This is a genomic window from Gimesia benthica, from assembly GCF_009720525.1.
Lineage (GTDB): Bacteria > Planctomycetota > Planctomycetia > Planctomycetales > Planctomycetaceae > Gimesia > Gimesia benthica.
Genome location: NZ_CP043930.1, coordinates 3,949,380 through 3,969,728, shown reverse-complemented (window position 1 = coordinate 3,969,728; position 20,349 = coordinate 3,949,380). Strand labels below are relative to the sequence as shown.

Below are 20,349 nucleotides of genomic sequence, written 5' to 3'. Positions count from 1 at the left end.
CTTAGTCTGCCTGTTCTGATGTCTGCGGCGCGGCCAGGTGCGAGATGGTCTCCAGCAGCTTCTGTTTATTGACCGGCTTGGTTGCATAAGCATCACAGCCCGCGTTCAGACATTTTTCCATATCGTTTTTCATCGCGTGGGCCGTCAGGGCAATAATCGGACGCTTGTAGCCCGCCTCTCTGAGCTTGCGGGTGGCCGTGTAACCATCCATGACCGGCATCTGCATATCCATCAGCACGAAATCATAGGGGTGCCCGGCTTCCTGGGCAGCCAGTGCCTGTTCGGCCCCGAGCTTTCCATTATCAGCCAGTTCGACTTTCATGCCCTCTTTCTTCAGCAGAAACGAGATCAGTCGCTGATTGTCGAGGCCGTCTTCCACGATCAGTACACGCCGGGAGGAAACACTACGACCAGACTCAATGGGATGCTCCTGTTTCTGTTCCTCTGCAGCTTTGCGGAAAGAACTTTCATCCAACTGCAACAGCCGCACCCCTTCGAGAGAGCCGGTGTTGACCGTGATTGTGAAGGTACTTCCCACGCCGACTTTACTCGAGACCTGAATCTGTCCGCCCAGCATTTCGACCAGGCGTTTGGAAATGGCCAACCCCAGACCGGTGCCGCCATATTTCCTGGTGGTTGAGTTGTCGGCCTGTGTGAACGGTTGATAAATCTGGGAGAGTGCCGCTTCCGAGATGCCGATGCCCGAATCAATCACGTCGAATCGGAGTTGCGCACAGGAGTCTTCCAGGTTGATAGTCTGGATGCGGAGTTTTACGTAGCCGGTCTCGGTGAATTTGATCGCATTCCCCAGCAGATTGATCAGCACCTGACGCAGTCGTGTCGGATCGGTGACGATTGTTTCCGGAATCGGATTCTCAAATTCAATCTTCAGCTTGAGTTGCTTCAAGTCAGCCTTAACCTGCATCAGAGCGGCGATGTCTCGCACGATCTCTTGTGTATTGACCCGTACCTGCTCGAGTTCGATCTTGCGGGCTTCGATCTTGGACAGGTCCAGAATGTCATTGATCACGCCGATCAGATACTCACCATTGCGTTTGACAATGTGAGCTGCCTCAATGTCTTCTTTCTCTTTCAGATTGCCCAGCAGAATATCAGTGAAACCCAGAATGGCTGTCATCGGCGTGCGGATTTCATGACTCATATTGGCCAGGAATTCACTCTTGGCATCACTGGCAGCCTCGGCCCGTTTCCGTGCTTCGTTCAATGAGCGTTCGTATTCTTTGCGTTCGCTGATGTCTTGGATAATTCCGGTGAAGATTTCCCGGTCCGCCAGAACAACCGAACTCACCGCCAGTTCGGCGGGGAACGTTGACCCATCCTGTCGCTGGGCCACAATCTCCTGCCGGGAACCGATCGCACGGACCAGTTGTGGGTTCAAGTCTCCTTCGGAGTATTTGTGCTGTAGATTCTGGTGCAGGGGCGGAATCAACAGGTTGATGTTCTGCCCGATCACCTCGTGATTCAGATAGCCAAACAGGTGCTCCGCTCCCAGGTTGAATTCTTCGATTCTGCCTTCCAGGTTGATGGTGATGATGGCATCCATCACGTTGTCCATGATCGAGCGGTAACGCAGCTCTCGGTCTTTTACATCCGATAACAGGACTTCCTGGGCGTCCAGCACACGGTTGTATTGATATCCCACAATCCCGGCTTCGGTAAAATCGTCGACCTCGGCCCGGGAGGAGTTGTCCCCCTTTTCGTGGGCAATCATTGTTTCCAGCAGACTGTGCAGTTCGGTAGAAGCACCATGTTCTGCCACGTTGAGACCAATTTTTTCGTCACCCGCGGAAACCCGGATCGGTAGAAAGCGATTCAGCGTCCACATACAAGCCCAGATAAAACCAAAGCTCCAGACGAAGCAGACAGCCGCACCCAGGGCTTGAATTCCCAAGAGGTGCATGCGTGTGATACCATGCGGTACGTGCTCCATTTCAGCAAAGAGGGCGACAGCCAGGGTCCCCCAGACACCCGCGAATCCATGCACGGGAATCGCTCCCACAACATCATCCACGCGCATGCATTTTTCGAGCAGATACGTTGCTCCCAGCATGACCGCACCGGCGATCAAGCCAATCAGAATCGCGCTGGGATAGGAAATAACGTTACAACCCGCCGTCACAGCCACCAGCCCTGCCAGTGATCCATTAAAGATATTCTCTACCGAAATCTGCTTAGACGAAAACATTTCCCAGAGGAGTGCAAAGACGCCCCCTGCGATCCCGGCCAGAATCGTATTTAATATGATAAACGGAACCTGTCCGTTTAATGCCAGCGTGCTCCCACCGTTAAAACCAAACCAGCCAAACCACAGAATCAAAAATCCAAGTGCCGCCAGGGGCAGGTTACTTGCTGAAAAGCGGGATTTATCAGCGCCCGCACCAAAGCGCCCCGTGCGTGGTCCCAGGATCAACACTGCTGCCAGCGCAGACCAGGCTCCGACGGAATGCACGACACTGGAACCGGCAAAGTCCATGAAGCCCAGCTTTCCCAGCCAGCCTGCCGGGGCACCTGCGGCATCCCGCGCCCAGGCCCAGTGACCGAACACAGGATAGGCAACCGCACCAATGGCACAAGCCAGGATTACATAGGAGCGAAACCGCATACGCTCTGCGACTGCGCCCGAAGAGATCGTCATCGCGGTACTGCAGAACACAAGCTGGAATAGAAAGACGACGGTGGCCCAGTGAGTGGCGCTGTTGTCGGCAAAAGCGAAACCGGTCGTTCCAATCAGTCCCTGATAGGACTCGCCAAACATGAGTCCGTAACCGAAGAGCCAGAACAGCAATGATCCGATAAAGAAATCGACGACATTCTTGGTCGCGACATTAATACTGTTTTTCGAACGTGACAGTCCTGATTCCAGGCAACAGAAGCCTGCCTGCATCAAAAATACCAAGCTGGTACAGATTAATACCCAGATCGTATTCGTGGTTAACTCGTAAGACATTGAATGAGGGGCCTTCAAGTCATGCAACCACAATCATTTCGAAGCACAAAATGATTGTCATATGAGGGAAATAGAATTGTTAAAATCTAGATCCACTTCAGAGACAGTCAAAAGAATTCTAAGGGGAACACCTCATATTTCGACCCGGCAATCCGATTTGTCAGACATCCGCGTTCAATCCATAAAATCGCCCCCTTCGCCCCAGGCAGAATTTCCTGCACAACCGGAAAGAAATCATTCGCGAAAGGTCGCTGCGGAAAGCATCCTGGCAGCATGTTCTGGATCAGTGTGCCTCACCGCTGGCTGCAGCAACCGCCTCCAGCGAGAGCGGGTTCGGCGCTTCGACCGGGGGAAAGCAACCCGCCGCATTGTTTTGATACCATTGCTTCAGAACGTTCAGCCATTGGTCTGAAGTTTTGACGGCGATAAACGCATCGCGGACTGCTTTGCGCTGCGGATGCAGTTCCGAATAGAAGATGCCAAACTTGCGCATCGTGTTGCAGACTTTTTTCTCGCCGTAGAATTCACGGGCGAGTGCAAAATGCTCTGCGATCACGGTCCGCTGTTCATGGACATCGGGAGGCGTGATCGATTCCCCCCGCAGCAGTCGTTCGGCCTGTTGAAATATCCAGGGATTCCCGATGGCCCCCCGAGCAATCGAAACGCCGTCTACTCCAGTCACACGGAGCATGTCCAGGCAGGCCTGGGGAGAGAAGAGGTCGCCACTGCCCACCACAATTCTGTCGCCCGCCTGTTGCTTGACCTGTCTGAGAAATTCCCACTTGCTGGAGCCGACATATTTTTGTTCGACCGTGCGGCCATGCACGGTAATCGCCGCCAGTCCCCGCGCATAGGCACCTTCAAAGATACGAAAGAAGTTTTCTTCCGATTCAGAACTGTCATCGATGCCACGTCTCATTTTGAGCGTCACCGGAATCGAGTCGGGAACGGTATCTCGGACACGGGAAATAATCTCCAGCGCCACTTCAGGCTGTCCCAGATGATAGCCACCCCGACAGCGGCTCATTACTTTTTTCACCGGGCAGCCAAAGTTGATATCAATCACATGAAAGCCGGCGTCGACGAGTTTCTGTGCAGCAGGACCGAACTCTTCCGGTTCGGAACCCATCAACTGTCCGCCCACCGGATATTCATCCGGATGACAGTACATCATCGAGAGCTGTTTCCCCTGACGTGTCTGATTAATCAAACGGTCAATCATCACTTCACAGAGTGTATAAGCCGCTCCCAGTCGCGCTGCAATCACCCGCATCGGATAATCGCTGTAGCCACTCAATGCCGCCTGACACAGGGGTGATTTGAGCTGGTAAGGCCCCAGGCTGACCGGTTTTATTTTCGTTTGAGACGTCATCTTCAGCTTTGTACTTTCACAGAATAATCAACGGGTAAACTGGTCTAATAATTCTCGCGTGATCTGACCCGGCTGCTCATGTCTGCAGATCACACCACTGACGGCAACACGCGTCGCTCCGGCCTGCAGAACTTCCGGAAGGTTCTCTGCGTTGATACCGCCGATCGCAAACCAGGGCAGGGTGATCTCGGCAGCAACCTGCTTTACGAAATCCAGTCCCGCATACTCTTCTTCGGCAAATTGTTTCGTAGCCGTGGTAAAGGTGGGGCCGACACCGATGTAGTCGGCTCCGTCCAACACAGCCTGTCGTGCCTGTTCGATATTATGCGTCGAGACGCCAATCAGCCGACGGGAGCCGACGATCTGTCTGACCTCACGCACTGGCAGTTCGTCCTGTCCCACATGCACGCCATCAGCGTCTATCGCAACCGCAAGATCCGGACGGTCATTCATGATCAGAATGGCTCCTGCTTCCCGCGTCCATTCCCGGGCCCGCCTGCCATGTTCGAGCAGTTGACGATCTGACATTTCTTTTTCGCGGATCTGCACGATGCAGACACCGGCTGCGACAGCCTCACGAATTGCAGGTCCGCAACCATGATGACACATCGATTCTGTCGCCAGCAGATAGAGTTGACAGTCCTCAAGCCGGTGTTGGCTCGAGACACAGGTCAGCACGCTCTTTTCCAGAGTATAGAGTGAGTACCGCATCTGTTTAAAGATAGCGGCTGCCTCTACGGAGATCAGTTTCCCGAACTCTTCCAGCGTCCGTGCGGCTTCCTGCACCCGCTTGAGGTTGGCCTGAACCAGATGTTCCAGGGAAGAGCGGTCAAACTCGGAAGTCGAACTGATGGCGGTTCCCACATCATTGAGCGTGTCGCGGCTGGCAATCAGGGAGTCCTGGCCAATGAACTGCAGCGCTTCAGTCAACTGATGCCGGGTGGTTTTCAGTAATCGCGTCAGATGCGCATCGTCCAGCGTAAACCGCAGAAAGTCTTCCACCACCCGCAGTCCTTCCCGCAGACGATTCGCAGCGGCATCGATGGTGCGGAAAGTATTCGTCTGATCGCTGACAGTCGCGGGAACCGTGCGAAAAGCGAAATCGACATCGATCGGATCGCCTGCCTGCTGATGTTCGCCCTGAAATGAGGCTGCCAGCGAATCCGAAGAAATGGCCCCCTGATTCACCAGCCAATCCGTGTGAGGTCCTTCGGTCTTCAAGACGCCCCACAACAGATGCTCGCTGCCGATTTCGACCGGCAGACTGGTCTGACTGGCCTGTTCCAGCGCTCGATTGAGAACGTCCTTTAACTGAGGAAACCGATACAGGGCCTGGGAGAGTTCCAGAGGAACTTCTGTCTCGAACAGATCGGATTCGGCCTCTGAGTCCGGCAGAGTCAGTTCAAATTCCTGCAGTATCAGGTTTTGCACAATTCCATGCGACTGCAGAATCTCGGCAGCCCGGGACTCTTCATGTGCCAGAGCCGCCAGCAGATGCCGGGGATTCGTTACCTGATCATTTGAATTATTGGCGATCAGTTCTGCCAGCGCCAGGGCACGCTGTGCGCCGGCGGTAAGTAAATGTTGCATCGGTCTCAGGTATTTTCTCAAAACGGGAGAGGTAAGTAGGCTTCGAAAGACGTCCCGACAGGCAATCGTAACTTATTTAGCTTAACCGATTGAATGCTTATCTTGCTACATTTGGGTATGGGTACTAGAATTAACTTTACCGGACCTGTCGAATTTGCGGATTTTGCAGGTTTCGTACGATGAAAAACTCCGTTAACCCTCATCAGGGAAGAGAGGGGGTATTTCCAATGTGACACCCGCTGAAAGTCGACGTGTTAAGATAGACAGCTTATTTTAGTAAGTTGTGATTATTCAGTTACTTCCTATGATGAACTGACAGTAGTTTGGGGAAATTCCTCGACGTTTTTTTGTGAGTGACGTATTATTCTCAGGGAACCTTTCCTGAATCACTGTCAGCAACGAATCCATTCAGTGCGTTGTTTGTTGTTTAACGCCGTTCGGGTTAAATAAACAGCGTTTTTGAATTTTAAAAGACAAGAAACAATCGAATTAGCATTATAGTTTGGGAGAAATGCTCCCTGCGACTGAACCCGCCGGTTTCCAGTCAGGGGAGTCAGTGTTCATCCAACAGCGCCCGCAATGGTACTGGGCCATAGGAGAAACGAGTTATGTACGAGCGGTTTACAGATCGAGCTCGAAAAGTGATGCAGCTGGCCAATCAGGAGGCCCAGCGGTTCAATCACGAATATATCGGGACCGAACATATCCTTCTGGGTTTAGTCAAGGAAGGCTCAGGAGTCGCAGCCAATGTATTGAAAAATCTGGATGTGGATCTGCGCAAGATCCGTCTGGAAGTTGAGAAGATTGTCCAGTCCGGACCAGACATGGTCACCATGGGCAAACTCCCCCAGACGCCCCGCGCCAAGAAAGTCATCGAATACGCGATGGAAGAGGCCCGCAACCTGAATCACAACTACGTAGGTACAGAGCACCTGCTGCTCGGCCTGCTGCGTGAACAGGACGGCGTCGCCGCTCAGGTCCTGATGAACCTGGGTCTGAAACTGGAAGAAGTCCGCGAAGAAGTTCTCAACCTGCTGGGTCACGGCCTGGAAGGAGGCGAGGCTGGCGAACGGACTCCCGGTACCGGCAGCCAGAAAGCCGGCAAGAGCAAGACTCCCGCTCTGGACAGCTTTGGTCGCGATTTGACCGAACTGGCCAAGCAGAAGAAGCTCGATCCGGTCATCGGCCGTTCCAAAGAAATCGAACGCGTCATCCAGATCCTCTGCCGTCGTCAGAAAAACAACCCCGTCCTGCTGGGTGAAGCAGGCGTTGGTAAAACCGCGATCGTCGAAGGGTTCGCCCAGATGGTCGTCGACGGCGAAGTTCCGGACCTGCTCCGCGATCGTCGCATCGTTGTACTCGACCTCGCCATGATGGTCGCCGGCACCAAGTACCGCGGTCAGTTCGAAGAACGCATCAAAGCCGTCATGAACGAAGTCCGTCGTGCCAAGAACACGATTCTGTTCATCGACGAGTTGCACACCCTCGTTGGCGCTGGTGGAGCTGAAGGAGCAATTGACGCTTCTAACGTACTGAAACCTGCTCTGAGCCGTGGCGAACTGCAGTGTATCGGTGCTACCACCCTGGACGAATACCGTAAATACATCGAGAAAGACAGCGCCCTGGAACGTCGCTTCCAGAACGTGATGGTCGAGCCTCCTACAGACGAACAGACCGTAGAAATTCTGCGTGGTCTGCGGGAACGCTACGAAGAGCATCATAAGGTACAGATTACCGACGACGCGCTCGAAAAAGCCGTCGAGCTCTCTTCGCGTTACATCACCGGTCGCTGTCTGCCCGACAAGGCGATCGACGTGATCGACGAAGCGGGTGCCCGGATCCGTCTGAAATCAATGGTGCGGCCTCCCGATCTCAAAGAACTCGAAGAAGAATCAGAACGCCTCAACCAGTCCAAGGAAGAAGCGGTCGCTAACCAGGACTTCGAACTGGCAGCCAATCTGCGTGATCAGGCTGACAAGCTGAAGAAACGGAAAGAGACCCTCACCCAGGAATGGCGTGAAAAATCCAAAGAAGTCGACGGTGTCGTCGATGCGGAAGTCGTTGCAGAAGTGGTCGCCAAGATTACCGGCGTTCCACTGACCCGGCTCTCCAGTGAAGACACCGTGCGTCTGCTCAACATGGAAGACGAACTGCACAGACGCGTTATCAGCCAGGACGAAGCCATCAAGCAGGTTTCCAAGGCCGTCCGCCGCAGCCGCAGTGGTCTGAAAGATCCCAAACGACCGATGGGGGCCTTCCTCTTCTCCGGTCCGACCGGGGTTGGTAAAACCCTGCTGGCCAAAACGCTGGCTGAGTTCATGTTCGGCGACGAAAACGCTCTGATTCAGATCGACATGAGTGAATACATGGAGAAGCACAACGTCAGCCGTCTGATCGGTGCTCCTCCGGGATATGTCGGTTTCGAAGAAGGGGGGCAGCTGACCGAAAAGATTCGACGTCGTCCTTATGCAGTTGTGTTGCTTGACGAAATCGAAAAAGCACACCCCGACGTCTTCAATATGCTCCTGCAGATCATGGAAGAAGGCCACCTGACCGACAGCTTCGGTCGCAAGGTCGACTTCAAAAACGTCGTTCTTATCATGACCACCAACGCCGGTGCTCAGGGTATGGCTCACGGGGATGCCTTCGGGTTCCGTAAAGCCGACGATGACACCAGCTACGATGCGATGAAACGAAATCTGATGCACGACCTGCAGAAAGAGTTCAAACCCGAATTCCTGGGACGTCTCGACGAAGTCGTCGTCTTCCGGAAACTGACCCGCGAAGAACTCAAGCAGATCGTCGACATCGAACTGGCCAAGGTTCGCAAACGTCTCAAGGAACAGGGCGTTATCCTGGAACTCACCGACGAAACCCGCGAATTCATCATCGACAAAGGCTCCGAAGGGGGCGAGCTCGACTACGGTGCTCGTCCGCTGCGTCGCTCTGTCGAACGCTACATCGAAGATCCGCTGGCAGAAGAACTGCTGCGGGGTGCCTTTGAAGGGAAGAACAAGGTGCTCGTCAAAGTCGGCGAAGTCGCCGATGAAAAACGGCTCGAGTTCGAAGGTTCCTACGAGGCCGAAACTGAAGAACTGGCAACCGTCGGTTCCAGCGAAGGTGGTTCTCCAGAAGGCGAAGGCTAAACTTCCCTCTCTGATTATCGCTTGAGATAAAACTTACAGAGCCCTCACTATCGTGGTGAGGGCTCTTTTTGTATCTGTATTCAACCGGAAGGAGCAGGACCATGCTTCCCCGTCAACTCGAACCCGAAGTCATGGACACCCGCGAAGAGGCACTCGGCTACAATACGATGGACAATCGCGAAGTCAATCGACGCTTCGCGAATGAAGTCCTCGCGCTCATCGCGGGTTCAGAATTGGATAGCTCTCAGACGCTCACACTGCTCGATCCCGGCACCGGGACCGCGCTGATCCCCATCGAAATCTGTCAGCGTAGCGCGCAGATTCAGATCATCGCTGCCGACCTCGCTACCGAAATGCTGAAAGTCGCCGCAGAAAACCTGCGCAGCGTTCAACTCTCAGACCGCATCTCACTGGAACTCGCTGACGCCAGACAGCTGCCCTGCCCGGACTGCTCGATGGACGGCGTCATCGCCAACAGCCTGATTCATCACATCGCGGATCCGTTGCCCATCCTGCAGGAAATGCTGCGCGTGATCAAACCGGGTGGCTTCCTGTTTCTCCGCGATCTCGCCCGGCCCCACTCGCTGGACGATCTCGAATCACTCGTCAGACAGTACGCCGCGAATGACACACCGCACCAGCGTCAGATGCTGACCGACTCCCTGCACGCCGCGCTCACCCTCTCAGAAATTCGAGATCTGCTACAGACCTGCGGCCTGCCCCCTGAAGCAGCACAGCTGACTTCCGATCGGCACTGGACCGTCTCGCATCGACTCGCGCAAACATAAAAACAGGGGAAAGACTGACTTCGTATCAGTCTTTCCCCTGTGGCGTTTTCAATTAGTCTTTAATTGAAATCAATCCCTGATCCGCCTGGCGAACGTCTTTGTTCAAAGTCGATCACTCGCTGGCATTTTTGGATGGCGACTGAGATGGGGTACGCTGCGCTTCCGCTTCTTTCATCGCGTTTTCACGCTGAATCGCATCATACACTTCCTGACGGTGTACTGGAATTTCTGTAGGGGCCTGGATTCCTAACCGTACTTTATCACCCCGGATATCGACAATAGTAATGACAATATTGTCACCGATGATGATGCTCTCGTCGCGTTGTCTCGACAATACAAGCATCGTAGTAACTCCTTCCGTAGATCTTATTTTTTCTGGGCCAATGAGGTGATATCTGAAGAGGCGACAAACCTCTTATCGATTTGACTAAAAGCTTGTCACCTGTTGTCATTTCGTAAGTAAGTAAAAACAATTCAGTCCGGTCGGAAGGGACTCCATCTTGGAGAACCGTGCGGTTCCTGCACAAAACTCCCGATCCGGCAATGACCCACATCCCTGCATCTGAGTAATGAGTTCCGCGGGGGTACTAACTACATCGACCTTTCCACACAGAAGATTCCTTTTAAGATAGGATAAATGAGCACATTAAGAAAAGATGCATGCCCCTCTGCCGAATAGCCCAACCGTACCACCTGTAACGATTTTGACGCCCGACTGGTCATTGATGATGAATTTTTGCACACATAGGGACATAAACAGGACCTCGAGGGGCTAATCTGAATTGCCAATTCCCCTGCAGATGTATAACCTTGTAGGTAGCGCTCTGATTTGACGCACATCGCATCCCACCTTGATTTACTGCGGCGAAAATCAGAACCTGCCTCGTGTTTCACCCTCTGATTAAGCAGACCTTCCGGATCAAATCCGGTCCTGACCCCCACTTTCGGGACAAACGCTGGAGTAAATGACCAATGGCCACACTGTTGATTGCTGCGGGAGCCTTTATCGGTTACATCATCGCTTACCACACCTATGGTAAGTGGCTCTCCCAGAAAATCTTTAACGTCGACGCAGATGCGGAAGTTCCCAGTAAACAGCTGCGTGACGATATCGACTTCGTTCCTACTAAAAAAGAAGTCATCTTCGGTCACCACTTCACCAGCATCGCCGGCACCGGACCCATCGTTGGTCCCGCGATCGCCGTCTTCTGGGGCTGGCTGCCTGCACTCCTCTGGGTGCTCTTCGGATCTATTTTCGTCGGCGCCGTCCACGACTTTGGCGCGCTGATCGTGTCGCTGCGCAACCGGGGTCAAACCGTCGGTGAAGTGGCCGGCAGACTGATTGCCCCCCGCACCCGTATCCTGTTCCTGTTGATCCTGCTGCTCGCTTTGACCGTGGTGCTTGCCATCTTCGGACTGGTGATTGCGATCATCTTCTCGCTCTATCCAGAGACGGTCATCCCCGTCTGGATTACGATGCCCATCGCAATCGTCATCGGCCTGATGGTCTATAAACAGAATGCAGAACTGCTCATCCCCTCGCTCGTCGCGCTGGTCATTGTTTACGCTTCGATCTACATGGGTGCCTACTACTGGCCCATCAATATCGCCACACTGTTCGGCATCCCCGACATGGGACCGTTTCCCAACGCAGTCATCCTCTGGACCTTCGTCCTGCTGGCTTACTGTGCCGTCGCCTCGGTCATGCCGGTCTGGCTGCTGCTCCAGCCGCGCGATTTCATCAACAGCCACCAGTTGGTTCTCGCACTGGGACTGCTGCTCATCGGAGCCCTGGTCGCCGGTGCCACCGGAAAAGCAGACCTCGTCGGGTCTGCTCCCGCGGTTGCCACGAACATCCCCGCCGATGCACCACCCATCTGGCCCTTCCTGTTTATTACCATCGCCTGCGGTGCCTGCAGTGGTTTCCACTGCCTGGTCAGCAGCGGTACCAGCAGTAAACAGGTCGAATCCGAAATGGACGCCCAGTACGTCGGCTACGGTGCCATGCTCCTCGAAGGGGGCCTGGCCGTCATCGTGATCCTCGCCTGCTGTGCCGGCGTGGGCATGGGAGATTTCACCCGCGTCGGAGAAGGAGCTGCCTACAGCTATCAACCCACGCTTGCCACAGGGACCGACACCCAGCTGGCCGGACTGGCTGCCTGGGAAACCCGTTACGACGCCAGCAAAGGCTGGGGCGCGTTCGGCCTGAAAGACAAAATCGGTGCCTTCATTCACGGCGGTGCCAACTTCCTGGGTGCCATCGGCATCCCAATGAAACTCGGTATCAGCATCATCGCCGTTCTCGTGGCCAGTTTCGCTGCCACCACTCTCGACACCGCCACGCGTCTGCAGCGATACGTCATCCAGGAACTCGCGGCGACCGTGCACATCAAACCGCTCACCAATAAATATGCGGCTACCGGACTGGCGGTCGCCCTGGGTGGCATGGTCGCCATGATGCCCGCCAGCGCCACGGCAGGTCCCGGTAGTGGCGGCCTGATTCTCTGGCCCCTCTTCGGTGCCACCAACCAGCTGCTTGCCGGCCTGGCCTTCATGGTCATCGTCTTCTACCTCCGTCGTCGCAACAAACCTATCATCTTCGCCCTGGTCCCCATGATCGTCATGCTGATCATGCCCGCCTGGGCTATGCTCTGGAACATGTTCAACGGCGAAACCGGCTGGTTCTTTAACCCGGAAAAACAGCACCTGTTCCTCTTCGGCGTCGCTGTCATCGGCCTCCAGGTCTGGATGATGATCGAAGGCCTGCTCGTCTGGTCCAAGTCCAAGGGGCACCTCGAAGAACAGCTGCCGGAACTCTCCACAATCCGCCCCGCAGTCGCCACAACCTCCGCCGGCGGATCGAACTGAGCATAACCAGCACAGCACAAACCGCTTAACCGACGGGTGCTCCGCCCGTCGGTTAATTACTTTCCCGGGTGAGCACGCACGTAATTTGAACCACGCAGGAGGTGCCACTGTCGGCTCGTCCGACAGTGATCGAATCAACGTAACAAAAAATCGCATCTCACACTCTCTCTGGAGAGTCCGTCGCCCGCTCCACAAATCCTCATCGCTTAAGTTTCTCCACTGAACTTTGCCTGCACTTTCCTGAACAGACTGGCCTTGATTCGCACTTCCCGAATCGTAAAGTGTCGCAATTGTGCTTCGCGCGCGAGGCGGACGATGCGTGCACTGGAACACGCGACACAAGTCACGCAGCAGCACCTGAATCGCCGTCGATTTTTGGCGTTTTTCACCGAAACAAACGGCACAGGTTCGATCTGTCTCGTACATTTTCAACTCATTTCGGAGCATACTCAGAGCACTTCGGAGCACAATCGCGGTGAACTCAAAGTAATTCACAATCATTTCACTCCCCGAATTCTGCTTGACGCCTGCGTGCCGATCGAAATAATCCCGATTCCACATGACGAACGTTCCCAGGAATTGACTGAGAGAAAAAACAGCACCGGTAACACGCCCCCCCACCACCGACGCTGGTCAAGATACTTCCCACTTGATACAAGAGGAGCGCGCACCCATCCTACAGATCGGCACCAACAGGAAAAGCTGCACATCAGCCAGCACAAAAAGCTGAGCGGGAAAGCGCTAGCTGCCGGTCAGCTTTAGCCGCGCTGCATAGATCACCAGTGGCGAACGCCATTCCGCTCACGGTAGGGTCGTCTTTAAAAAAACAAAAACTTCTTCATCGAACTATCCAGTCTACCCCGATCGTTCAGAATTCTTGTTTCTTAAATCATCCGTTTAAATCAAAACCCAACAATCCAACTGAGCGGCAAGGCGCTAGCCGCCGGTAATTTTTAACCGCGTTGTATATATCACCGGTGGCGAACGCCATTCCGCTCACAGTAGGTTTGCCTATTCCTGGTTCGAGTATGCGGCAAGAATCTTCATCGGCAGTGGTCGTGTCCCCCTACTGAAAATGGTCACGGTCTTTCCGATCCTGTGCCTCTGTAATATAAAGCACAACACGTTCCAGACTCTCTTCACCACCGTCGATCAACTCCGTATCGCCTCCGCGCGACCAGATTTTCTGATTCGAGACCGGATCGGGGTCCAGACGCAGCACGCGGGTTGCGTTGGCTTTGAATTGATCACGAACGATTTTCGGCTCTGAATCCGCGGTCACGGCAATATGAACATGATTCGAGCGGACACTGATTGCATGAATGAACCATCCTCGGATTTCTGCATGTTCATGGCACACTGTTTCGACTTTGTTTCGCTGGATCTGATTCAATAAAACCGGTCGTTGCTGCATCTGATTCCGGCTCCATTGCTCAAGCAACAGTTGTGGTGGTTGATTACCGTTGTTCGTTTTACGCCATCCACGTCGATCTCCCGGCAACCACGTTCCATAAGTGGTCCAGGTAATGAAATAGGTGAATGGTTCGATCATAAAATAAATCATCCATCAAACTGAGCGGCAAAGCGCTAGCTGCCGGTAATTTTTAGCCGCGTTGTATATATTACCGGTGGCTAGCGCCATTCCGCTCACGGTAGGTTCGTCTTTTAACAAACAAAACCTCTTCATCGAACAATCCAGTCTACCCGGATCATTCAGTATTCTTGTTTCATAGATCATTCGTTTAAATCAAAACCCAGCAATTCAACTGAGCGGCAAAGCGCTAGCTGCCGGTAATTTTTAGCCGCGTTGTATATATTACCGCTACCTAGCGCCATTCCGCTCACATGCACGCCAAGCCCAAACAGCGATCACCCTTTGCGCAGTTCCCCGAACGCGCTCTGCATCGCGTGCGTCAGCATCAGACCGTCGTTGGCGTACACGACCAGTCGGGCGCCCTGGCGGATTGTACGCAGGGCCTGCTGGGTGGTTCCGAACCAGCAGCCTGCGGCGACGTGCTGTGCGTTCGAGACGTCGATCACTTTCTGGATCGCGGCGATGAGTTCCGGGTTGTCATACTCGCCGGGGATGCCCATGTTGGTCGTCAGATCGCCGGGACCGACGAAGACCGCGTGCACGCCGGGTATCGAACAGATCTGTTCCAGGTTCTCGATGCCGGGCACCGATTCAATCATCGGTATGAACAGCGTGTTCTCGTTCTTTTTCTCGATGTAGTCGGCCGTCTTCTGATTGATGAACTTCCCCTCTTTCAGGGCCTTGTCCAGCACAATCCCTTTCAACGGTCGATAAACGGCCGCTGCCGCCAACTGCTGTGCCTCTTCGTATGTTTCGACATAAGGTACCACCACGCCGTCAAACGTATCACAGACGCGGGCCACATCTGCAGCGTCGCGACTGTGCGTGCGGGCCAGGCAGACAATGCCTTTGGACTGCAGGGCATATCGCAGCGGCAGAAACTCCGCGAGGTCGAGGGTGGTATGCTCGGGCGTGACGATCACAAAATCGAGCGAGTTGTCGGGGATCGACTCGACCATCGCCGGTACCACCGCATGCTGAAACAGCGACCCATACACGGTCTCGCCCCGAACCAGTTTCTCTTTCAGTTTCTTCACCAGCATAACCGCGTTTCCTCAACTGCAGGAATAGAGTGATCATTCGAAAGACACACACTCCATCATGCCGGGCGGGTAACTGGATGTAAAGAAAATGTCGGAGATTTGACAAAATGGTCATAGGTCCAGAGACTTAGATTAGATTTGAATCATCCCTGAAGGAAGAATTCGGCGCATGTTAGACTCCACTTTTTATCTTGAGTTTGAGATTACTGCATCTGAACGGTTTAATGCGCTGCAGCGTCTTTTCTTCGCTCTCAAAGCCGAAAAAGACAAGATTCTCAAGTCATGGGATACGGCTGAGAAAGCAGGGCAGTATGATCCCGCAAATGAGCCCAACTGGATCGACTTCCTTGACGAAAAAGCCATTATCTGGTTCGACGATCATATTGATCCAGATAGCGCGGAAGGCATCACCTTTCAAAAACTCTGGGACTTGACGGAGCCAGAAAACCGTTGGACAGACAATATGTTTGTACTGCCTGGGAACTGGGATTATGAGTCCCTGATCGATTCCTTATTTAATGGGGAATATGCCCTGATTGATCTCACTTGCAAATCAGCCACACAGGGCGAGCTGTTCTACGATCCCTGGGCGATCCCATTCGGTGGAACCGAAGCACTAGTCGCATTGATCGAGTCCTTCGGTCAGACCGTTACCTTTGATTCCTGGCACGAGGGGCCCCATCGGCGTGATGTCGCTGGCTGGGATTACGAACTGGCACGAAAGCTGGTCGCAGAGGGAAAAGGATATGTTCCTGATCAAAATAATAAAGATTGAATTCCTGATCTTCATTTCCCTCACTCATAATCCGCAAACAGCCGATAGTCCCGTTCGCGCACCCACTCAGTCAGCAGCGACTTCAGTTCCTCGTCCTGTAGCGCTCTCGTACGCGGATATTGTCCATAATTGATGGCCCATCCATCCTCATACTCATTCAATATCAGCATTTCTTCCCATGCGCGAATTCCGTCAAAGGGCTCTGGTACTGGGAAAAAATAAGCACAGACGGAATCTGGCGTTGTCTCCTGGGGACCAAACCTGCGTACGATAACATCGGCTCCCAGCCCCTCCAGAAACGAAATCAATTCCGCCTGCGTCATACTTCTGTCTCGTCATCACCGTAGCGTTGCATTTTTTTTTCAACTCCTGGTAGGCATCCCGCGCTTCGCGAATCGCAGCTACCTCCAGTTCGTCTTTGACCGCCTGCATCAGTTCCATCGACACCTCTTTCCTGGACTCCAGACCGATGTTCGGCAGGTCGGGTGACCAGTGGCCCCAGTCCAGTGTCTTCCCATAGCGTCCCCAGATCTGGTCATCTTCATGACAGCGAAAGCCAGAGATCTGGTGATATCGCAGAAAGTCACAGTCACTGCACTTCTCCGGAACATAAACCTTACATTTGATAAATCGATCTTCAACGAGGACTGGATTGCAAAGCCCCGGTTTACGGCAGGGGCCATAGTCTAGAGAGAGGTAGTCCTCTACCTGATCTATCGCCCGAACACATTCCCCTTCAAACAGGTTATCACATTCATCACATTTTCGGGGGATGCGCTGATCAAGTCCTCCATGACTGAAATCAACAGGCTCCAGTGACCCTTCTACCTCGCACCGCGGAAATACTTTTCGATACATCTGGATCTCCCGCGCCTCACTCTGGATTCAAAGCATCAAACAGTGCATCGAACTCGTCCGGCAGTGCGGAGAGGGGCTGCAGGTCTTCGGCTTCCGGGTTCTCGGGCAGGGGTTGAAAATCGATATAACGGATCTTCAGCGTCACGTCGAATTCGCCGAGGGTCATGTCCAGCAGAACGAAGCTGGCGCCCATCATGGCTTCCCGGTTTTCCTCGGTCAGACCGGGGACATACACGATCAGATCGATGGCACCGTCTTCGGTCTGCAGCCAGAAGTAGAAGTCGTCCGGCGTCAGTTCCTGCTCGCCGAACTGCAGGGCACAACCCGCTAGATCCATCCGTTGTCGAAAGGGCGTGAAGGTCCAGCCGGGCAGATCGGGGGCACTGTCGATCAACAGCATCACTGCAGGAAATGCCTCTTTCACTCCGTCGGCACTGATGACCAGATCGCGCACGCCCTCCTCATCGGGCATGGAAATTTCGTAGGTCAGACCTTCGTCGACCTCCTGCAGTTGTTCGCCCAGTTCCGGCAGCAGTACTTCCTGCTGGTCTTCCAGATGTTCAAAGCGATGCAGGTTATTTTCAAACCAGAACCAGAAAGAGAGAACATCGGGCGTTGATTCCGGGTCAGTGGTCATCGGGCTTACTCACGCAAAAAGAAAAGGGTTGAGAATTACAAACGCCATCATGGCAGTTGCGGGGGTAGAAGTAAAGATTTTGTTGGCTGGCATGCTGGCCAGGTAGCGTTACTTAATTCGAATGGCATATACCAAAAGTCGTTTCAACCGGGGCTAACGCCCTGCGGCTAATTTGGCTTTTCTGTTGTTGAAATCCTGAAAACAAGAGTACCTGCACAACCTTGACCACGGTAAATATATTTAAATACACATTACCTAATCCAGCAGCTTCGTCAGCACCAGTTCCAGCATGTCCCGACGAACCAGGCCGGCACGCAGAGAGGAGGGAATATTCGACTCTCCCCAGCAGGCCCCCGCCAGTTGACCGCAGACCGCGCCGGTCGTGTCGGCGTCGTCTCCCAGGTTCACGGCCTTCAGCACTGCTTCCTCAAACGAGTCGGCGTCGTGAAACGCCCAGAGGGCGGCTTCCAGGCTGCGAATCACCCAGCCCGATCCTTCGATCTCCGGCGGCTGTCTGCGACGAAAGCTGCCATCTGCGATCTCCTGTACCAGTGGATGCAAAGGTTTGATCGCGTTTAACTGCTGCAGTGGCTGCCAGTCGGCAGCGAGCACCGTTTCCCGCGGTTCTCCCCGGATCATCGCTGCCAGCACACAGGCCAGGTAGCGACAGGCATCGCGGCACTGCTCACTGGGGTGCGTAGGCAGGCTCGACTCTTCCGCCAGCCGGGAGAACTCAGCCAGATCCGATTCGAATAGCTCCGCATATCGCATGGGCACCGGCGCCAGTCGCATGATCGAACCATTGCCACTGGCATATTCATGCGAGTCACCCGACGTGAGTGCATTCCCATTGACGGAAAATTCCCCCAGTGCCCGGCGGACCGTCATCCCGATATCAAAACAGCGGCCGTTGACCGAGTAGCGGCCCGTCTTCCACCATTGCACGTAACGCTCGGCCTGGTCGTTCAGATCCCAGCCGACGTCCGCGATACTGTCGGCCAGTGCGAGTGCCATGCTGGTGTCGTCGGTCCAGGCACCCGGTTCGATTGGATGCGGTCCACCCCCGCGATACCCGGTCACCGGCGGAAAGCTGCCCGGCGACTGGAACTCCACCGCCGCCCCCAGCGCATCACCTACGGCCAGCCCGATCAGCGTGCCTCGACTCCGGTCTTCCATGTTGTGTTCCTCGTATTGTGTACTACAGGATGGATGTGGATCATCATAGTGCATCAGACCTCCGGTAACGACTGCAGATCGGGTTCGACGAAATTGTGCTTCGCTTCCAGTGAGATCAGCCGCTCTTTGGAGTAGTAGTCGAGCAGTACCCCTTTCTTCAGCATGCGGGCACAGGTGTTGCAGAATTCGTCTGACGACTCGAACGGCCCCTCTTCCTGGAGGGCGTGACAGACCAGCCGCATGAAGGCGACCGTGATGGTCTCGTGGTAGCCTCGCTCCAGTTCCTCGGGAGTATTTGTGGCTTTATTGTAAGCTTTGATGCCGGCCCGCATGCGGAGCAGTGCTTCCGGGTAGGGAAAGCGCCTGGCGTAGAGATAAGCCACCCGGACATGCGCCCGGTGCGTCCACTCCTCGGAGGGCAGGGTGCAGGCTTCAAAGGCTTCCAGTAGCTGGGCATCATCCATGAGTGGGTATTCCCGGACATTGAACAGGTCAACTTCATTGGCAGCCTGTGAAGTTAGTTGACGCCGATTAAGGGGCACACTGTTTAGAATGGAGCCCTGACAGCGGACGGTCAAGTGCGTAATCGCGTGACGGACGGGCTTTCCTTAGATTACATGAAAATATCACATCAGCGTGTCAGCATGCTTAACCGGGACCAGGGACGGATTAAACCAGCCATAAGCGTAAAGGGGAACTCAATGCGTGAGAATGACGGTTCGCGCATCGACGTTAAGTACCTGGGTTCCGTTTTCATATTCGATCAACGGTTGATCCCAGTGGGCATGCCCGCGGACGACCAGTGGACTGCGACGCGTACTCAACAGGTCGCGCACGCGGGCTGATCCCTGCTGCCGGGCATTCAGGCCACGGGGGCCGTCGTGCAGCAGCAGGATGTCGATCCGTTCTTCCAGCAACAGTTCCAGGGCAAACAGGTAATCTTCTTCACTGCGTCGCTGATGGCGTTCCGGATTGCCGATGATCCCGCCGATTCCTCCGATGTGGAGTCCATCGAGTTCAACGAAATCACCATCCAGGTAATGCAGATGGGCGGGAAAGCGGGGTCGGGCCTTACTGTTTTCGCCATAGGTATCATGGTTGCCGGCCACGCCCGCCACCCAGGCAAATTCATCGCCAAAGGCCCGCCAGACGGCGCTCACATCGCCGGTGCCACCCCGTTTGTCGAGCGCGGGGACCGTATAGAAGTCCCCCGCCAGCCAGACCGCAACACGGGAAGGATCGTGAATTCCGACCTCGGGCAGAACTTCCTGAACCAGGCGCAGGGGGAGTGCTTCTCCCAGCAGACGCGGCGGACCGCCGGGCGATTCCTGAAATCGCTCGCGGCCCTGCAGATCGGCGGTGACAACGACAGCATCCAGTCCCACAGGCAGCGCATCAACCCGCGCATGATGAATCGGCAGACGTTCTTCATAGAAGCCGCTCCTGCCGCTGCCTGCGTTGAGATACATAATTTCTTTGAGAACTGTTGCGGAAAAATCTATAATTTTCATATCGAGCAGACAACGCACAGCCG

General features: G+C 54.4%; 16 protein-coding genes. 4 read left to right on the top strand and 12 right to left on the bottom strand.

Annotation, left to right across the window (positions count from 1 at the left end; translation table 11 throughout):
* Position 1: 1 nt before the first annotated feature.
* The 3 genes from amt to F1728_RS15135 form a co-directional block, all read right to left on the bottom strand.
* Positions 2-2,968, bottom strand: a complete 2,967-nt coding sequence (amt, locus tag F1728_RS15145; protein WP_155364817.1) for an ammonium transporter — start codon at positions 2,966-2,968, stop codon at positions 2-4.
* A 283-nt stretch (positions 2,969-3,251) separates the two neighbouring features.
* Complete coding sequence (locus F1728_RS15140) at positions 3,252-4,340, bottom strand: tRNA dihydrouridine synthase (RefSeq protein WP_155364816.1); 1,089 nt, start codon at positions 4,338-4,340, stop codon at positions 3,252-3,254.
* Positions 4,341-4,367: 27 nt separating this feature from the next.
* Positions 4,368-5,930 (bottom strand): thiamine phosphate synthase, encoded by a 1,563-nt coding sequence (locus F1728_RS15135; protein WP_155364815.1) that lies wholly within the window; start codon positions 5,928-5,930, stop codon positions 4,368-4,370.
* Between the two features lie 608 nt (positions 5,931-6,538).
* Between F1728_RS15135 and F1728_RS15130 the strand changes: the two genes are divergently transcribed.
* Together F1728_RS15130 and F1728_RS15125 are read left to right on the top strand one after the other, a co-directional pair.
* Positions 6,539-9,076: an ATP-dependent Clp protease ATP-binding subunit gene (locus F1728_RS15130; protein WP_155364814.1), complete on the top strand. Its 2,538-nt coding sequence runs from the start codon at positions 6,539-6,541 to the stop codon at positions 9,074-9,076.
* Between the two features lie 101 nt (positions 9,077-9,177).
* Entirely contained in the window at positions 9,178-9,864 is a 687-nt protein-coding gene (locus F1728_RS15125; RefSeq protein ID WP_155364813.1) for a class I SAM-dependent methyltransferase, read from the top strand.
* 112 nt (positions 9,865-9,976) lie between these two features.
* Here the strand turns inward: F1728_RS15125 and csrA are convergent, their stop codons facing one another.
* Positions 9,977-10,207, bottom strand: a complete 231-nt coding sequence (csrA, locus tag F1728_RS15120; RefSeq protein ID WP_145045449.1) for a carbon storage regulator CsrA — start codon at positions 10,205-10,207, stop codon at positions 9,977-9,979.
* 629 nt (positions 10,208-10,836) lie between these two features.
* On the opposite strand from csrA, the gene F1728_RS15115 reads away from it, so the two are divergent.
* A complete protein-coding gene (locus F1728_RS15115; protein ID WP_155364812.1) occupies positions 10,837-12,732 on the top strand; it encodes a carbon starvation CstA family protein in 1,896 nt (631 codons plus the stop codon).
* A 1,066-nt stretch (positions 12,733-13,798) separates the two neighbouring features.
* On the opposite strand, the gene F1728_RS15110 is transcribed toward F1728_RS15115, so the two are convergent.
* Positions 13,799-14,284, bottom strand: coding sequence for a transposase (locus F1728_RS15110; protein ID WP_194242840.1), 486 nt, complete (start codon positions 14,282-14,284; stop codon positions 13,799-13,801).
* Positions 14,285-14,601: 317 nt separating this feature from the next.
* Positions 14,602-15,369 (bottom strand): HpcH/HpaI aldolase family protein, encoded by a 768-nt coding sequence (locus F1728_RS15105; RefSeq protein WP_155364810.1) that lies wholly within the window; start codon positions 15,367-15,369, stop codon positions 14,602-14,604.
* 169 nt (positions 15,370-15,538) lie between these two features.
* Here F1728_RS15105 and F1728_RS15100 point away from each other — a divergent pair, with 169 nt between their 5' ends.
* Positions 15,539-16,144 carry a hypothetical protein gene (locus F1728_RS15100; RefSeq protein WP_155364809.1) on the top strand — a complete coding sequence of 202 codons (606 nt, stop codon included), beginning with the start codon at positions 15,539-15,541 and terminating at the stop codon, positions 16,142-16,144.
* A gap of 20 nt (positions 16,145-16,164) precedes the next feature.
* Here F1728_RS15100 and F1728_RS15095 read toward each other — a convergent pair whose 3' ends face one another.
* From F1728_RS15095 to F1728_RS15070, 6 genes are all read right to left on the bottom strand, one after another.
* A complete protein-coding gene (locus F1728_RS15095; RefSeq protein ID WP_155364808.1) occupies positions 16,165-16,314 on the bottom strand; it encodes a hypothetical protein in 150 nt (49 codons plus the stop codon).
* Between the two features lie 22 nt (positions 16,315-16,336).
* Positions 16,337-17,002 (bottom strand): hypothetical protein, encoded by a 666-nt coding sequence (locus tag F1728_RS15090; RefSeq protein ID WP_155364807.1) that lies wholly within the window; start codon positions 17,000-17,002, stop codon positions 16,337-16,339.
* Between the two features lie 16 nt (positions 17,003-17,018).
* Positions 17,019-17,639: a hypothetical protein gene (locus tag F1728_RS15085; RefSeq protein WP_155364806.1), complete on the bottom strand. Its 621-nt coding sequence runs from the start codon at positions 17,637-17,639 to the stop codon at positions 17,019-17,021.
* Between the two features lie 255 nt (positions 17,640-17,894).
* A complete protein-coding gene (locus F1728_RS15080) occupies positions 17,895-18,869 on the bottom strand; it encodes an ADP-ribosylglycohydrolase family protein (protein WP_228030778.1) in 975 nt (324 codons plus the stop codon).
* A complete protein-coding gene (locus F1728_RS15075; RefSeq protein WP_155364805.1) occupies positions 18,869-19,279 on the bottom strand; it encodes a hypothetical protein in 411 nt (136 codons plus the stop codon). Before F1728_RS15075 ends, F1728_RS15080 begins: the two co-directional genes overlap by 1 nt.
* A 234-nt stretch (positions 19,280-19,513) precedes the next feature.
* Positions 19,514-20,284 carry a metallophosphoesterase family protein gene (locus F1728_RS15070; RefSeq protein ID WP_194242839.1) on the bottom strand — a complete coding sequence of 257 codons (771 nt, stop codon included), beginning with the start codon at positions 20,282-20,284 and terminating at the stop codon, positions 19,514-19,516.
* Positions 20,285-20,349 lie beyond the last annotated feature (65 nt).

Bases quoted from the DNA above. Each gene is read 5' to 3' on its own strand.
- amt (WP_155364817.1), bottom strand. From the start codon at position 2,968: ATGTCTTACGAGTTAACCACGAATACGATCTGGGTATTAATCTGTACC.
- F1728_RS15095 (WP_155364808.1), bottom strand. From the start codon at position 16,314: ATGCTGATATTGAATGAGTATGAGGATGGATGGGCCATCAATTATGGA.
- F1728_RS15140 (WP_155364816.1), bottom strand. From the start codon at position 4,340: ATGACGTCTCAAACGAAAATAAAACCGGTCAGCCTGGGGCCTTACCAG.
- F1728_RS15135 (WP_155364815.1), bottom strand. From the start codon at position 5,930: ATGCAACATTTACTTACCGCCGGCGCACAGCGTGCCCTGGCGCTGGCA.
- F1728_RS15105 (WP_155364810.1), bottom strand. From the start codon at position 15,369: ATGCTGGTGAAGAAACTGAAAGAGAAACTGGTTCGGGGCGAGACCGTG.
- F1728_RS15125 (WP_155364813.1), top strand. From the start codon at position 9,178: ATGCTTCCCCGTCAACTCGAACCCGAAGTCATGGACACCCGCGAAGAG.
- F1728_RS15080 (WP_228030778.1), bottom strand. From the start codon at position 18,869: ATGCACTATGATGATCCACATCCATCCTGTAGTACACAATACGAGGAA.
- csrA (WP_145045449.1), bottom strand. From the start codon at position 10,207: ATGCTTGTATTGTCGAGACAACGCGACGAGAGCATCATCATCGGTGAC.
- F1728_RS15090 (WP_155364807.1), bottom strand. From the start codon at position 17,002: ATGTATCGAAAAGTATTTCCGCGGTGCGAGGTAGAAGGGTCACTGGAG.
- F1728_RS15085 (WP_155364806.1), bottom strand. From the start codon at position 17,639: ATGACCACTGACCCGGAATCAACGCCCGATGTTCTCTCTTTCTGGTTC.
- F1728_RS15115 (WP_155364812.1), top strand. From the start codon at position 10,837: ATGGCCACACTGTTGATTGCTGCGGGAGCCTTTATCGGTTACATCATC.
- F1728_RS15130 (WP_155364814.1), top strand. From the start codon at position 6,539: ATGTACGAGCGGTTTACAGATCGAGCTCGAAAAGTGATGCAGCTGGCC.
- F1728_RS15070 (WP_194242839.1), bottom strand. From the start codon at position 20,284: ATGTATCTCAACGCAGGCAGCGGCAGGAGCGGCTTCTATGAAGAACGT.
- F1728_RS15110 (WP_194242840.1), bottom strand. From the start codon at position 14,284: ATGATCGAACCATTCACCTATTTCATTACCTGGACCACTTATGGAACG.
- F1728_RS15100 (WP_155364809.1), top strand. From the start codon at position 15,539: ATGTTAGACTCCACTTTTTATCTTGAGTTTGAGATTACTGCATCTGAA.
- F1728_RS15075 (WP_155364805.1), bottom strand. From the start codon at position 19,279: ATGGATGATGCCCAGCTACTGGAAGCCTTTGAAGCCTGCACCCTGCCC.